A 13,153-nucleotide genomic window follows, 5' to 3' on the forward strand; every position below is an offset into this window, starting at 1 on the left:
GCGTTTGCGGACGCGCGTCCGGCCGCGTGCGCGCCCGTCCCGCCCGCAGGTTGCGCGCGCGCCGCCAGCGCGCCTGCCCCGCCGCCAGGGCCCCGAACACCGTTGCGATCATGCCGCCTCCCCTTGATGTGTCGGCCAGGCCTAGCGGGGGGCGGCCGAAAACGCAGAGTTTCGGGCGCGGTTTTTCGCACTTCATCCCGCGTTTCTTGCGGCCTGTCGCAAGCCGCTGGAGACATGAGGGCCGTCTGGATAAAGTGCACACATCGAAACCCGATTCACAACCCGAAACGAAAGGAGCAACATCATGAACATCATCAAGCACATGGAAGCCGCCTTCCTGTTTTCGCTGAGCGTCGCCGGTGTGGCAAGCGTGGCCGTCGAAGCGATTCCGCCGGCCCAGGCCAGCGCCCCGGCCCGCATCGAAGTCGTCGCCCAGTCGAGCATGCCGGTCGTGCACGTCACCGCCAAGCGCATGACCGAGGCCGAGAAACGCCTGTCCCTGCAAGCCGAGCGCACCGGCAACAGCAACGGGGGCATCCAATGAACCGCGGCGTCCGCGGGCGGCGCCGGCACCTTCGCCGGAACCTGCCCGCGGCCAGCTGAGTTGCCGCATCGTCCTTCCGCTTCACCCTCCGCTTTACTCCTCCTCTCATCGATCCCCTCCAGCGCCCACCGGGCAGCGTGGCTTCCAGGCACCATCAAACGGCCGGATTCTGTTTCAGATGTAAGCGACTTTTTCAGACGCCCACAGCGGTGCTCGACCGAGCTATAGTGAACTCGTCGAAAACGCATCTGATCCTTGACTGGACTGGAGACCGAATATGAAACGCACCCTTGCCCTTGCCGCCCTGATCTTCGCCGGCGCCGCCGCCGCCCCCCTGCCCTCGCTGGCCGCGAGCAACGTCAGCCTCTACATCGGCACCGCGCCGCCGGCGCCGGTCTACGAACGGGTCCCGCCGCCGCGCCACGGCTATGCGTGGGCGCCGGGCTACTGGAACTGGGCCGGCCACCGCCACGTCTGGGTGCCGGGCTACTGGGTCGCCGAGCGGCCGGGCTATGTCTACAATGCGCCGGTCTGGACCCAGGGCGGCGGCGGCTGGTATATGCAGCCGGCCCGCTGGACCCCGTACGGCGGCTATGATAGGGTATATGAGCGCGGCTACCGCGACCGCGACCGTGACGGCATTCCGGACCGCTACGAAGTGCGCCGCGGCTGGGACCGCGACCGCGACGGCATCCCCGACCGCTACGAGCACGGCCGCCGCGACGGCCGCTGGGACCAGGACCGCGACGGCGTCCCGAACCGCTATGACCGCGACCGCGACGGCGACGGCGTGCCGAACCGTTACGACCGCCGCCCGGACAATCCGTGGCGCCGCTGATCGACGCTGCCCGATGTCCTTCTTAAAATGCGCCGCCTGCCGGCGCATTTTGCGTTTTGGGGTATCCTCCCGGCATGATTGAGCATTCCCGTCTTCAAGAGATCGCCTACAAGAGCGAACGCGCCGCCAGCCGCCGCCTGGCCGCCGCCGATGGCCTCAGCGACGAGCAGGCCCTGCGCCGCACCCTGGAATTGAAAGCCGGCAAGGCCGGCCTGGCCGCCCTGGTCGAGGCCCGCAGCGCCGACCTGGCCGCCCAGGCCAGCCGCAGCGCCGCCCGCGACGCCCTGCGCGAGGCGGCGCGGGCACGCCAGGCCCGCCGCCACGACGGTCCGCCCAGCGCCTGGCGCGCCTGGTTCGACGGTTCGGCGCGCCCGAATCCGGGACGCTGCGGGATCGGCGCCCGCCTCGACGGGCCGGGCGGCAGCGTCGAGATCTCGCGCCCCGCCGGCCACGGCAACAGCAGCGAGGCCGAATACCGCGCCCTGATCGCCGTGCTGGAAGCGGCCGTCGCCGGCGGCGTGTCCGGCCTCACGGTGTACGGCGACAGCCAGGTCGTGATCGGCGACGTGACCGGCCCGGACGCCCTCGCCGCGCCGGCCCTGCACGCCTACCGCGCCACGGCGCGCGCACTGATGGCGCGCATCGACGGCCTGGTCCTGCGCTGGGTCCCGCGCCACAAGAACCAGCAGGCGGACGCGCTGTCGCAGCGCGCCTTCGACGATTTCCCTGACCATGCAAACGCAACCGAAACCGCAACTTATGCAGCTGAACTCTCCTGAACTCGAGGCCTGGCGCGCGCGCCTGGCCRCCCTCGCCACGGAATGCGCCGCCGGCGACCTCGACGGCGCCCACGATGCCAACCACCTCGACCGCGTCTGGCGCAATGCCCGCGCCCTGCTGGCCGATCATCCGGACGCCGACGTGCCGGTGGTGCTGGCCGCCTGCTACCTGCACGACCTGGTCAACCTGCCGAAGAATGATCCGGCCCGCTCCAGCGCCTCGCGGCTCTCGGCCGAGCTGGCGCGCGCGCGGCTGGCCGGACTCGGCTTCCCGGCCGCGAAGCTCGACGCCGTCGCCCATGCGATCGAAGCGCACAGCTTCTCGGCCGCGATCGCGCCGCGCACGCTCGAAGCCCGGCTGGTGCAGGATGCCGACCGCCTCGACGGCCTCGGCGCGGTCGGGCTGGCGCGCATGTTCTACATCGCCGGCCGTATGGGCAGCAGCCTGGCTCACGGCGGCGATCCGCTGGCGACCGCGCGTCCGCTCGACGACAAGACCTATTCGCTCGACCACATCCCGGTCAAGCTGGCCCTCCTGCCCGGCATGATGCAGACCGCGGCCGGACGCCGCCTGGGCGAGCAGCGCCTGGCCATGCTGATGGACTTCCGCGACGCCTTTGCGGCCGAGTGGAGTGCTAGCCAATAACCCCACTACTGCCATTAACTGACAGGCAACAGTGCTAACATAGGGATTTTCCGTATCCGTGACGGCGATCCCATGACCAGCACTGCGACCCTTGCCAAGGCTCCGGCCGGCAACCTGAACTTCGTCCTGATTTGCGTGTTCATCGACATGCTTGGCATCGGCCTGATCGTGCCGGTGCTGCCCGGGCTGGTCGGCGAATTCGTCCACGGACGCGAGCAGCAGGCCATGTGGTACGGGATCCTGGCTGCCTCCTTCGGGCTGATGCAGTTCCTGTTCATGCCGATGGTCGGCGCGGTCAGCGACCGCCTCGGGCGCCGTCCCGTGCTGCTGTATTCGATGGGCGGCATGTGCATCAACTTCCTGACCACGGCCTGGGCCCCGAACCTGGCCTGCCTGTTCATCGGACGGATCATCGGCGGCGCCTCCTCGGCCAGCATGTCGGTGGCCTCGGCCTATGCCTCGGACGTGACGCGGCCCGAGGACCGCTCGAAAAGCTTCGGCAAGATCGGCGCCGCCTTCGGCGCGGGCTTCGTCTGCGGCCCGGTGCTGGGCGGCCTGCTCGGCAACGTCTCGCTGCACCTGCCCTTCTACGTCGCCGCCGCGCTGTCAGCCGCCAACTTCGTGTACGGTTTCCTGGCGGTGCCGGAATCGCTGCCGCCGGGCCAGCGCAAGCCCTTCCGGCTGGCCGACATCCATCCCTTCGGCGGCCTGGCGCGGCTGGCGCGGCGGCGCGATATCCGCAGCCTGATCGTGGTGTACACCCTGGCCACCTTCTCGCAGATGATGCTGCAGTCGGTCTGGGTGCTGTACACCACCTTCCGCTTCGACTGGACGCCGCGCGACAACGGCATCGCGATGTTCTGCGTGGGCGTGGTCAGCATCGTGGTCCAGGCAGGCCTGCTGTCGGTACTGATCCGGCGCTTCGGCGAAGTGCGCCTGACCCTGCTCGGCCTGGCCTCCGGCGCCATCACCTTCCTGCTGTACGGACTGGCCACTCACGGCTGGATGATGTACGTCTTCATCATGTGCAACCTGCTGGCCTTCGCCTCCGGTCCCGCCCTGCAGGGCATCATCTCGAAGTCCACCGGCGCCGGCGAACAGGGCGAGCTGATGGGTTCCCTGCAATCGGTGGGCAGCCTGGGCGTGATCCTGATGCCACTGCTCGGCACCTTCCTGCTGGGCGCGGCCAGCCACCTGCCGCCGCAGGACTGGCGGATCGGCATGCCCTTCTTCGTCGGCACCACGATGCTGGGACTTGCCTTCTTGGTCGCGCGGCGCTACTTCCGCAGCCACGGCCAGCTGTGACGGCGGCCATTCCGCTGCCCGTGATCGCGGCGGTGCTCGGCGCCGCCCTGCTGCACGCGACCTGGAACGCGCTGGTCAAGGGCCGCGCCGGACAGGGCGACCCGCTGCTCCCGACCGTGCTGGTGGTGGCCGGCGGCGCGCTCGCCAGCGCCGTGCTGCTGCCCTTCCTGGCCGCGCCGCAGCCCGCCAGCTGGCCTTTCATCGCCGCCTCCAGCCTGGTCCAGACCGTGTACTACCTGCTGCTGATCGCCACCTACCAGCACGGCGACATGAGCCATGCCTATCCGCTGATGCGCGGCAGCGCACCGCTGCTGGTGGCGGTCTTCAACGGCATCCTGCTGGGCGAGCACCTGAGCGGCGCGCAATGGTTCGCGGTCTGCCTGATCTGCGGCGGCGTGCTGGCCATGCTGCTGGCCGCGCGCACGCCCCCGGCACAACGGCCGCAGGGCCAGCGCCGCGCCACGCTGTTCGCGCTGGCGACCGCCTGCGTGATCGCGCTGTACACCATGATCGACGGCGCCGGCGTGCGCCGCTCGGGCGCACCGGCCGCCTACACCATGTGGATCTTCCTGCTGACCGGCGTGGCGGTCTGCGCCTGGAGCGCCCGCGGACGCATGCGCGCGCTGGCGGCGCTGGCCCGCGCCCGGCCGCTGCTTCTGCCGGTCGGCGGCGTGAGCACCCTCGGTTCCTACGGCATCGCGCTGTGGGCGATGACCCTGGCGCCGGTGGCGGCGATCGCCGCCCTGCGCGAAACCTCGATCCTGTTCGCCACCGCGATCGCCGCGCTGTTCCTGCGCGAACGCGTGGGCCGCGGGCGCCTGCTGGCGGCAGGGCTCATCGCCTGTGGCGCCATCGCCATGCGCCTTGCATAGAAATAAAGTTGTGCTAAGGTCCTGAAGCGGGCCCGGCAGGCCCCGATCACCTATCTGGCGGAGACTCCATGAACATCCATAAGAAAACCCTGTGCGGCGTCATGTTCCTGCTCGCTTCGGCATCGAACGCGGCGACGGCCGGAAAAAGCTATACCTACTCCTACCTCGGCAATCCCGACAACCCGAACGTCAGTGCCAAACCGGTCTCCTGCGCCACGAGCGCCTGCAGTTCCTCGGTCGCACTGGTGGGCGGCGGCTACGACGTCGGCGAAGCCTTCCGCTGGATGATCGCCCGCGCCGGCGTCGCACCCGGCACCGGCGGCCGCTTCGTGATCATCCGCGCCACCGGCACCGACGCCTACAACCCCTATATCTACAGCCGCCTCGGCCAGGTCGACAGCACCAGCCCGAAAGGCTACGAAATGGTGGGCGGCGCCGACCTCGGCCTGACTTCCGTCGAGACCCTGGTGATCCCGAACCGCGCGGCGGCCGAGGATCCCTTCGTCCTGAATGTGGTCAAGCGCGCGAACGCCATCTTCATCGCCGGCGGCGACCAGGCCGACTACTACAATTACTGGCAGAGCACCTCGCTGAACACGCTGATCCAGAAAGCCATCGCGGCCGGCATTCCGGTCGGCGGCACCAGCGCCGGCACCGCCATGCTGGGCCAGTATGCCTTCGCCGCCCTGAACGGCGCGGTGGAATCGCCCAAGGCACTGAGCGATCCGTTCAACCGCTACGTGACCCTCGATCCGCTGAACACCTCGTCGAACAAGTTCGTCCAGACCGGCAGCTTCGTGAACATCGCCCCGCTGGCGAACACCGTCACCGACACCCACTTCAATACGCGCGACCGCCTGGGCCGCCTGTTTACCTTCGTGGCCAGGATCGGCAAGGGCTGCAGCGGCGGCGTGGCGAACTACGGCGACGTGCTCGGCGTGGGCATCAACGAGGAGACCGCGCTGCTGATCTCCGGCGCCCCGGGCGGCGCGAAAGCGGAGATGGCGGTCAATCCCTACAACGCCGAGAACACCACGGCCCAGTACACCGCGCAGAATTCCGCCTACTTCGTGAAGTACAACGGCGCGCCCTCGCAATGCGTGGCCGGCAAGCCGCTGGTCGACAACAGCAACATCCAGGTCTACCGCCTCAGCGCCCAGCCATCCAGGCCCTCGCCCTACCCCTCGGCGCCGCAGTACAGCTTCAGGGTGAGCGCGAGCTTCAACACCTCGAACTGGAACGCGCAGACGGTGCAGACCTATGGCGACGGTTCATCCCTGAGCGGTCCGTACACCTACGGCACCTCGGGCGGCGCAATCCTCGGCAATACGGTGCATTGAATGAGCGACGAAATGAACTACGATTCCGGGAACGCCTTCGCCAGGATCCTGCGCGGCGAACTGCCGTCCCTGAAGATCTACGAAGACGAGGCCACGCTTGCGATCATGGACATCATGCCGCAAGCCGACGGCCACGTCCTCGTCATTCCGAAGGAGGCGGCGGTCGAGATCTTCGAGCTATCCCCCGACGGCGCCTGCGCCTGCATCCGCACCACGCAAAAGGTGGCGGCGGCGGTGAAGGCCGCGCTGGACGCGCCGGGCATCATGATCGCCCAGTTCAACGGCAGCGCGGCGGGCCAGACCGTACCGCACGTGCACTTCCATATCATCCCGCGGCGTGAAGCGGAGCCCTTGCGGATGCATGGGCGGGTTCCTGCGGATCCCGTGCATTTGCGCGAGATCGCGGCGCGCATCGTGGCCGCGCTGGAGGGCGGTGCTGGCTGACTTGTCCCACGACGGCATTTGCTAGCGCGAGTCCTTATGTGGGCTTCCCGGCGCATGGGATATCGGAGACGAGCTAGGACTCTTGACGAACTGGTCGAACGCATCGGCTGGAATATCTGAACCGCTTCCAGTCTGCTTCGAGTCGGCAGCGGGCCGTCGTAACAGCACCAGGGCCTTTATGGCAGGATTACGTCGATCTCGACCAGCGCGCTTCCTTTCGCCGCATAGCCGAGCTTGGCTGCGGCCGCGTACGATAGATCGATGATCCTGTCAGAGAGGAATGGGCCGCGGTCGTTCACGCGAACAATCAGCGTTCGACCGTTTTCGACGTTGGTAACCCTGACATAAGAGGGGATGGGAAGGAGTGGATGCGCCGCCGTGAGCTTCATCACGTCGTAGAGTTCACCACTTGCCGTCGGCATTCCGTGGTAACGGGTCCCGTACCAGCTTGCCACGCCACGCGCATGGTAGGGCATTAACTTGTTCATCGGACGGTAGCTGTTTCCCATTGCAACATAGGGCTTGAGCGTACCGGAGACGAACCGCTCTGTTCTAGGTACTGGTTCGTTGACTGCATCAATCTGCGCCTGCGTTACGCCTTTTGGTGGACCATCGTTGAGGTAATAGCGCCCACCAGCTTTCGCTGGCTGAACTTTTGTTGTCGAGCAGGCTGCAAGGGACAGTGCCAACGCAGCTATCAGCGCTGGTGTTGAGCAGATAGGTAAAATGCTTCTCATCGTTGCTTTCAAAACGTTTTTATCGCGCCAGACACTCCGCCGACTCGCCATCACTTCGGGTGACTTGCCTCGGCATCCGTTGGCAAATACTGCGAGGCTCAAGGCCGAGCTTGCCGATCATACATGTGGAACGGCAGAACAGAAAAATCGTTCTGTCGCAGTCTYGGATCAGCGAAGGGCCGGATTGACACGTTGCAGAGCGTCGGCTCGGCATACCATGTTAGTCAAGTAGCAATCCCATCAGGGGTCATGACTGTCCGCAAGCGGGGCCAGAAGCGGACCAAAGAGAGGACATATGCTTAAATATCACGTTATTACAGTTGCAATGTTTGCTGCAAGTGTCGCGCTTTCAGCTATTGGGATGCACACAAGCGCAGTGCTGGCTATGGTTATGGGTGGAGTGCTTGAATTAATTGCATGGAAGCGGCTTGTGAAGGGCCGCAGAAATGCTTAAGACGTAAGCCTAGCGGCCGCTTTGGGTCGTGGATTCCAGCCCTCTGTGACAGTCTGCGATTTTTCCCGCCCGACCAAGTGCTATGCTGAGCCCAGCGGCCCGGCTTAGCCGCCAGCAGTCTATTCAAAATCCCAATCCTCCAGCAAGAACTGCGAACATGTGGAAATCAATGAACCCTGGCGTCATAGGGAGGATAGTGCGACAGGCTTCCCATAAAAGGTGGCTAGCTGTGCCACTCTTATGGAGCGCTTTGACGGCAAGCGCCATTCCTCCTCCGCCGGCAGCTCCTCCACAACTGCGCGAAGCACGGATGACCGTCGCGATTCGGCTCGTCGAAGCTATCCATGGACGGATTGCCAACATAACCGAGCTTTGCAAAGTTAGCGGAACAATCCCTGTCTACGCTGATGACGGTGGCGCTACCCGTGCTAATGGCGGCGAGATTTCCGGTTGCAAGATGCTTTGGAAGAGACAGAGCTTGAATGTCTCTGTGCGAGGAGCGATAGCAATTTCAGACGGTCCCGTTACCTTTGCGTTTGCAAGCGTTAGCGTCGTCCCCCCAGATGCCATCCCACTCTGCCCAGGCATGTGCGGGCCACAACCGTTAGCAGATTCAAGAGCAGAAGTGAAAATGAACGGCAACCCTAAGTCGATCAATTTCAGCTTAAATCCCAACCCGGTATCCTTAATGAACTCCAAGCCGACCGTCTGGCTCGAAGCGGATGTCGTGGCCGAGGGGCGGGGCCGCACGTTCTAGCTCAAGCGGCGCGGTACAAGTCTGCACGCGCGATCTTAGGATCTGCTCTGGATCGTGGATTCAACTGGTGAACGCAACACTCTAAGACATATGGAGGAGTGTTCACATGAAACGGAAACCTCGGATCTATTACTCGGACAGTCAGAAGGCACTGATGTGGGAGCGATGGCGGCAAGGCGATTCGCTTCAGAAGATTGCCCAGCTGTTTGATCGAAACCACTCGTCAGTGGAGAGGATTCTGGCTGAGACCGGTGGGATATGTCCAGCACAACGCTGTCGTTCTCGTTTGTCGCTGACGCTGGCAGAGCGGGAAGAAATCTCGCGCGCCGTGGTAGCGGGCAAGTCGATCCGCCACATTGCAGCCGCTCTTGGGCGAGCACCGTCGACGGTTTGCCGCGAAATTAAACGAAACGGCGGCCTGGAAAAGTACCGCGCAATCCAAGCCGATCAATGTGCTTGGGATCGAGCGCGACGTCCCAAGCCGTGTAAGCTCGTGGTGAATCGAACGCTGGCCCACATCGTGGCCGGCAAGCTCCAGTTGCAGTGGTCGCCAGAACAAATATCAGGCTGGCTGAAGCAGGCATACGCGAGTGACGAGGGCTATCACGTGTCGCATGAAACGATCTACCAGAGCCTCTATATCCAAGCCAGGGGCGCCTTGAAGAAAGAATTGGTTGAGCATTTGCGGCGTACTCGAAACATGCGTCGGTCCCGCCATCACACACAGAAGACAGACAACCATGGAAGAATCGCTGGCACCGTGTCAATTAGCGAGCGGCCAGCTAGCGCCGAGGATCGCGCTGTCCCTGGGCACTGGGAGGGCGACTTGCTGTTCGGCAGTCACAACAGCCAGATTGCCACGCTCGTCGAGCGCCAGACGCGCTACGTCATGCTGGTGAAGACGGCTGGCAAAGACACGGAGTCGGTGATTAACGCGCTGATTCACAACGCAAGAAAGCTGCCGCAGGAGCTCTACAAACCGCTAACTTGGGACCGTGGAAAAGAGATGGCTGACCACCAGCGCTTTACGCTCGACACCCATATCCAGGTCTATTTCTGCGATCCCCACCATCCTTGGCAACGTGGATCGAACGAGAATACCAACGGGCTCTTGCGGCAGTATTTCCCGAAGGGCCTGGATCTCTCGAGCTACTCACAAGAACAACTCAACGACGTAGCAAGGCGGCTAAACGAACGTCCTCGAAAAACACTAAACTACCAATCACCTGCTCAACGCTTTGCTGAGTGCGTTGCGTCGACCGGTTGAATGCGCAATCGTGAGCGGCCAGCTGCGGTAGACTGCTATCGGCCTATTGTGTTGAAAAAGTCGGGTGGCAACATTTTCGTTCGATTTTCGGAGGCGTCAACACACCAGTCGGCTGCCATTTGAAGCATAGCGGCCGTTCTGAACAGTCGAGTTACCGATCTTCCGTTTCTAGCTGGCACTGCAGGCGAGTTTTTCAACACAATAGGCCAAAAGCCGACATCTATCCTACGTCAAAGTTGCTGCTCGAAATTTAAGGTCTCGACATCGTCATCTAAAGCGGATGGTTTCTTCCGGGAAGTATAGTGTTTTAGGTCAAATACTTCTCTAAATCTATTTGGGAACTAAGTCTGTGGAAAAGAATAATCGGAAACCAATCCGGTGGACACGTCTTTTGATGCTTTTGGCGCGTCTTTTTGTATTAATTTTAGGCGGTTGCTTTTTGTTGGACTGGTCAGCTTTCAATTTTTCTGAATATGGACCTTTGTTTCACAAAACGGTTGGATTTCTGGTCGCTGTATGGGTTGTGCCGCTGGTAATGATGCCGTTCTTGGAAGAATGTGGGATAAAGGTTCGAACTCGACGGACGCACAGAAAATGATCCATGAGTGGTTTTCTTCGGGCCGACAGTTGCCGTACACTGAAGGACAACAATCGGCCAGGAGGGGACAGTTCATTAACAGGAGTTGCGTATGTCTTATTTTGGGTGGGCCCTGCTTTCAGCTGGAGGTCTGGGCATGGCCGCTGTCGGAGTCTGGCGCAGGAAAAAATGGGAAATCGCCTCCGGCTGTTGTTTCATCGGCGTTGCGGTGTTCGGGTATTTGAGCAGATTCAACGAAACGTATTCGTACATGCAACTTTTGTTCGCGATCGCGAGCCTTGCATGCGTTTTGATTAACATCTTTACGTTTAGAAAGTCCGGATAAGATCGGGGGGCGCAAAGTAAGCGCGGCGATAGCTCGCCGTAATCCGACGACTGGTTTGGGACCCGAAGCAGAAATTGTTAGTCGGAAGACAGAAGCAAACTTCTTTTCGAAAAACCTTGCCCCACGCCGATAGGTGCGATTACCACTTTCGATGAAAAGGTAAGGTTAGCGATCTTTACATAGCCAAGCTTCATGAACTCATCAATGTACTTGGGCGCATCGATACGCTTGCACTGAAGAGCGTGGCGAGGATATGCGAATACAACAACCTCATTGTCAGAGATGTAGTCCTCAAGAAGTCGGTTACACAAGCCGCGATCCAGTGCTCCATCTTTCATAAGATGACGCCAAGGTTCATTTCCTCCGGTTTCATGCCGAAAGAGCCGGTTCATCGCAGAAGTGATCTCACGAGGTGTCATAGGTGGTCCAAAGGTGCCATTGCTGAGTCAAATAACTACCTTGCTCAGGTCCGCTTCTGGCCGAACCCGGCCGTTGGGGTCAGCATAGCAGCTCGGTGCAGTGGAAAAAGCACGAACGGACACAACCGTCAGGAACCGACCCAGGCCGTGTAAAAACGTAGGTCCAGGTAAACGGAACCGGCCCAGTAAACGTTGAGCCAGTATCTCATCAAGACGGATACCACATGAAGCGCTTTATCGAAGGCGAGGATCGGGGACAGGGTACGCTGCTGCCCGAGCTCCTAGACGACTATGTGGCAGAGGACAACCCGGTGCGTGTCGTCGATGTTTTCGTTGAAGAGCTGGACCTTGCTGGCCTTGGTTTCAAGCGTGTGCAACCGGCGAAAACGGGCCGGCCTGCTTATCACCCCGCCGTGCTTCTGAAACTCTACATTTACGGCTATCTCAATCGCATCCAGTCGAGCCGGCGGCTTGAACGGGAAGCGCAGCGCAACATCGAATTGATGTGGCTGACGCAACGCCTGGCGCCGGACTTCAAGACGATAGCGAACTTCCGGAAAGAGAACGGCAAAGCGATCCGCAATGTCTGCCGCCAATTCGTTGTGTTGTGCCAGCAGCTGGATTTGTTCTCGGATGCGGTCGTTGCGATCGATGGCAGCAAGTTCAAGGCCGTCAATAGCAGCGACCGCAATTTCACCGACGCCAAGCTCAAGCGCAGGATGCAGGAGATCGAGGCCAACATCAATCGCTACCTAGCCGAACTCGACACGGCTGACAGGCAAGAACCGGCAGCCAAACAGGCTAAAACAGTGCGCCTCACCGACAAGATTACGGCGCTGAAAAGCCAGATGGCAGCGCTCAAGGAAATTGAAGCGAAGCTGCAAGAGACCGGGGAAACACAGGTTTCGCTGACCGATCCGGACGCTCGCTCAATGATGACGCGTGGCAGTGGCATCGTCGGCTACAACGTGCAAACCGCGGTCGACACCAAGCATCATTTGATCGTTGAGCACGACGTGACGAATAACGGCAGCGATCGCGACCAATTGTCCGACATGGCCAAGAAAGCCCGCACTGCGATCGGCACCACGCGACTTACCGCAATCGCTGACCGTGGTTATTTCAACGGCAAGGAAATCCTGGCCTGCCATGAAGCCGGGATCCATGCCCTGGTACCGAAAACGAAGACGTCCAATGCCAAGTCCGACGGCAGGTTCGACAAGGCCGATTTCATTTACGACCCAGAGAAGAACGAGTATCGCTGTCCTGCAGGCCAAGCTCTGATCTGGCGTTTTGCAACAGTCGAGAATGGCATGACCAACCATCGGTACTGGAGCTCAAACTGCAAAGGCTGCGCGCTCAAGGAACGGTGTACGCCAAGCCAAAACCGCCGCGTGACACGCTGGGAGCATCAGGATGTGCTCGACGATATGCAGGCACGCCTGGACGACAATCCCGACGCGATGCGGCTGCGGCGCTCCTCGGTTGAGCACCCATACGGCACGATCAAGTCGTGGATGGGGGCCTCGCACTTCCTGACGAAGGGCCTGGAATGCGTGAAGACCGAGATGGGCCTGCACGTACTCGCCTATAACTTCAGACGATTGATGGCGATTCTCGGCATCGACAGCATGATGAATGCAATCCGGGCCTACGCACGTTTTTTGGAGGCCCTAGCCGGGTTCTTATGGGCGCCTTTCTTGCGCGCCCTGATGGAAATGCGGGATAGTCGTTCCGGCGTGTCGCGGCACTTTCTGGTGCCAGGCAATTAGCCCAGCTCGTGCAACCAGGTCCCGGACATCGCTTTCACGTTTTTACACGGCCTGGG

13 protein-coding genes and 1 pseudogene are annotated in these 13,153 nt (G+C 62.0%); 11 read left to right on the forward strand and 3 right to left on the reverse strand.

Annotation, left to right across the window (positions count from 1 at the left end; genetic code table 11):
• Window positions 1-196: hypothetical protein (locus AC1DIX_RS26580; protein WP_477328278.1), on the reverse strand; the 196-nt coding region annotated here is incomplete at its 3' end.
• Window positions 197-304: 108 nt separating this feature from the next.
• On the opposite strand from AC1DIX_RS26580, the gene AC1DIX_RS26585 reads away from it, so the two are divergent.
• The 8 genes from AC1DIX_RS26585 to AC1DIX_RS26620 all read left to right on the forward strand — a co-directional run bounded on the left by AC1DIX_RS26585 (window position 305) and on the right by AC1DIX_RS26620 (window position 6,768).
• Entirely contained in the window at window positions 305-544 is a 240-nt protein-coding gene (locus AC1DIX_RS26585; RefSeq protein ID WP_477328279.1) for a hypothetical protein, read from the forward strand.
• A gap of 277 nt (window positions 545-821) precedes the next feature.
• Entirely contained in the window at window positions 822-1,382 is a 561-nt protein-coding gene (locus AC1DIX_RS26590; protein WP_477328280.1) for a YXWGXW repeat-containing protein, read from the forward strand.
• 74 nt (window positions 1,383-1,456) lie between these two features.
• Complete coding sequence (locus tag AC1DIX_RS26595; protein ID WP_477328281.1) at window positions 1,457-2,161, forward strand: ribonuclease HI family protein; 705 nt, start codon at window positions 1,457-1,459, stop codon at window positions 2,159-2,161.
• Entirely contained in the window at window positions 2,142-2,807 is a 666-nt protein-coding gene (locus tag AC1DIX_RS26600; protein ID WP_477328282.1) for an HD domain-containing protein, read from the forward strand. The genes AC1DIX_RS26595 and AC1DIX_RS26600 overlap by 20 nt, the downstream gene beginning before the upstream one ends.
• A 72-nt stretch (window positions 2,808-2,879) precedes the next feature.
• The gene (locus tag AC1DIX_RS26605; RefSeq protein WP_477328283.1) at window positions 2,880-4,112 is read left to right on the forward strand and encodes a TCR/Tet family MFS transporter; all 1,233 of its coding nucleotides are present in this window, start codon (window positions 2,880-2,882) and stop codon (window positions 4,110-4,112) included.
• The gene (locus AC1DIX_RS26610; RefSeq protein WP_477328284.1) at window positions 4,109-4,984 is read left to right on the forward strand and encodes an EamA family transporter; all 876 of its coding nucleotides are present in this window, start codon (window positions 4,109-4,111) and stop codon (window positions 4,982-4,984) included. Before AC1DIX_RS26605 ends, AC1DIX_RS26610 begins: the two co-directional genes overlap by 4 nt.
• 68 nt (window positions 4,985-5,052) lie before the next feature.
• On the forward strand, window positions 5,053-6,324 hold the full coding sequence (locus AC1DIX_RS26615) for a cyanophycinase (protein WP_477328285.1): 1,272 nt from the start codon (window positions 5,053-5,055) through the stop codon (window positions 6,322-6,324).
• 12 nt (window positions 6,325-6,336) lie between these two features.
• Window positions 6,337-6,768: an HIT family protein gene (locus tag AC1DIX_RS26620; RefSeq protein WP_477328286.1), complete on the forward strand. Its 432-nt coding sequence runs from the start codon at window positions 6,337-6,339 to the stop codon at window positions 6,766-6,768.
• A 176-nt stretch (window positions 6,769-6,944) separates the two neighbouring features.
• Here the strand turns inward: AC1DIX_RS26620 and AC1DIX_RS26625 are convergent, their stop codons facing one another.
• Entirely contained in the window at window positions 6,945-7,517 is a 573-nt protein-coding gene (locus AC1DIX_RS26625; RefSeq protein ID WP_477328287.1) for a septal ring lytic transglycosylase RlpA family protein, read from the reverse strand.
• Between the two features lie 1,073 nt (window positions 7,518-8,590).
• Between AC1DIX_RS26625 and AC1DIX_RS26630 the strand changes: the two genes are divergently transcribed.
• Both AC1DIX_RS26630 and AC1DIX_RS26635 read left to right on the forward strand, forming a co-directional pair.
• Window positions 8,591-8,716, forward strand: coding sequence for a hypothetical protein (locus tag AC1DIX_RS26630; RefSeq protein ID WP_477328288.1), 126 nt, complete (start codon window positions 8,591-8,593; stop codon window positions 8,714-8,716).
• A gap of 106 nt (window positions 8,717-8,822) precedes the next feature.
• The gene (locus tag AC1DIX_RS26635; protein ID WP_477328289.1) at window positions 8,823-9,983 is read left to right on the forward strand and encodes an IS30 family transposase; all 1,161 of its coding nucleotides are present in this window, start codon (window positions 8,823-8,825) and stop codon (window positions 9,981-9,983) included.
• Between the two features lie 1,000 nt (window positions 9,984-10,983).
• Here AC1DIX_RS26635 and AC1DIX_RS26640 read toward each other — a convergent pair.
• The gene (locus AC1DIX_RS26640) at window positions 10,984-11,325 is read right to left on the reverse strand and encodes a hypothetical protein (RefSeq protein ID WP_477328290.1); all 342 of its coding nucleotides are present in this window, start codon (window positions 11,323-11,325) and stop codon (window positions 10,984-10,986) included.
• A 224-nt stretch (window positions 11,326-11,549) separates the two neighbouring features.
• Here AC1DIX_RS26640 and AC1DIX_RS26645 point away from each other — a divergent pair.
• Window positions 11,550-12,977: pseudogene (locus AC1DIX_RS26645) on the forward strand (IS1182 family transposase); the annotation flags it as partial.
• Window positions 12,978-13,153: the final 176 nt, after the last annotated feature.

The sequence above is a fragment of the Massilia sp. 05N420 genome (assembly GCF_056397205.1).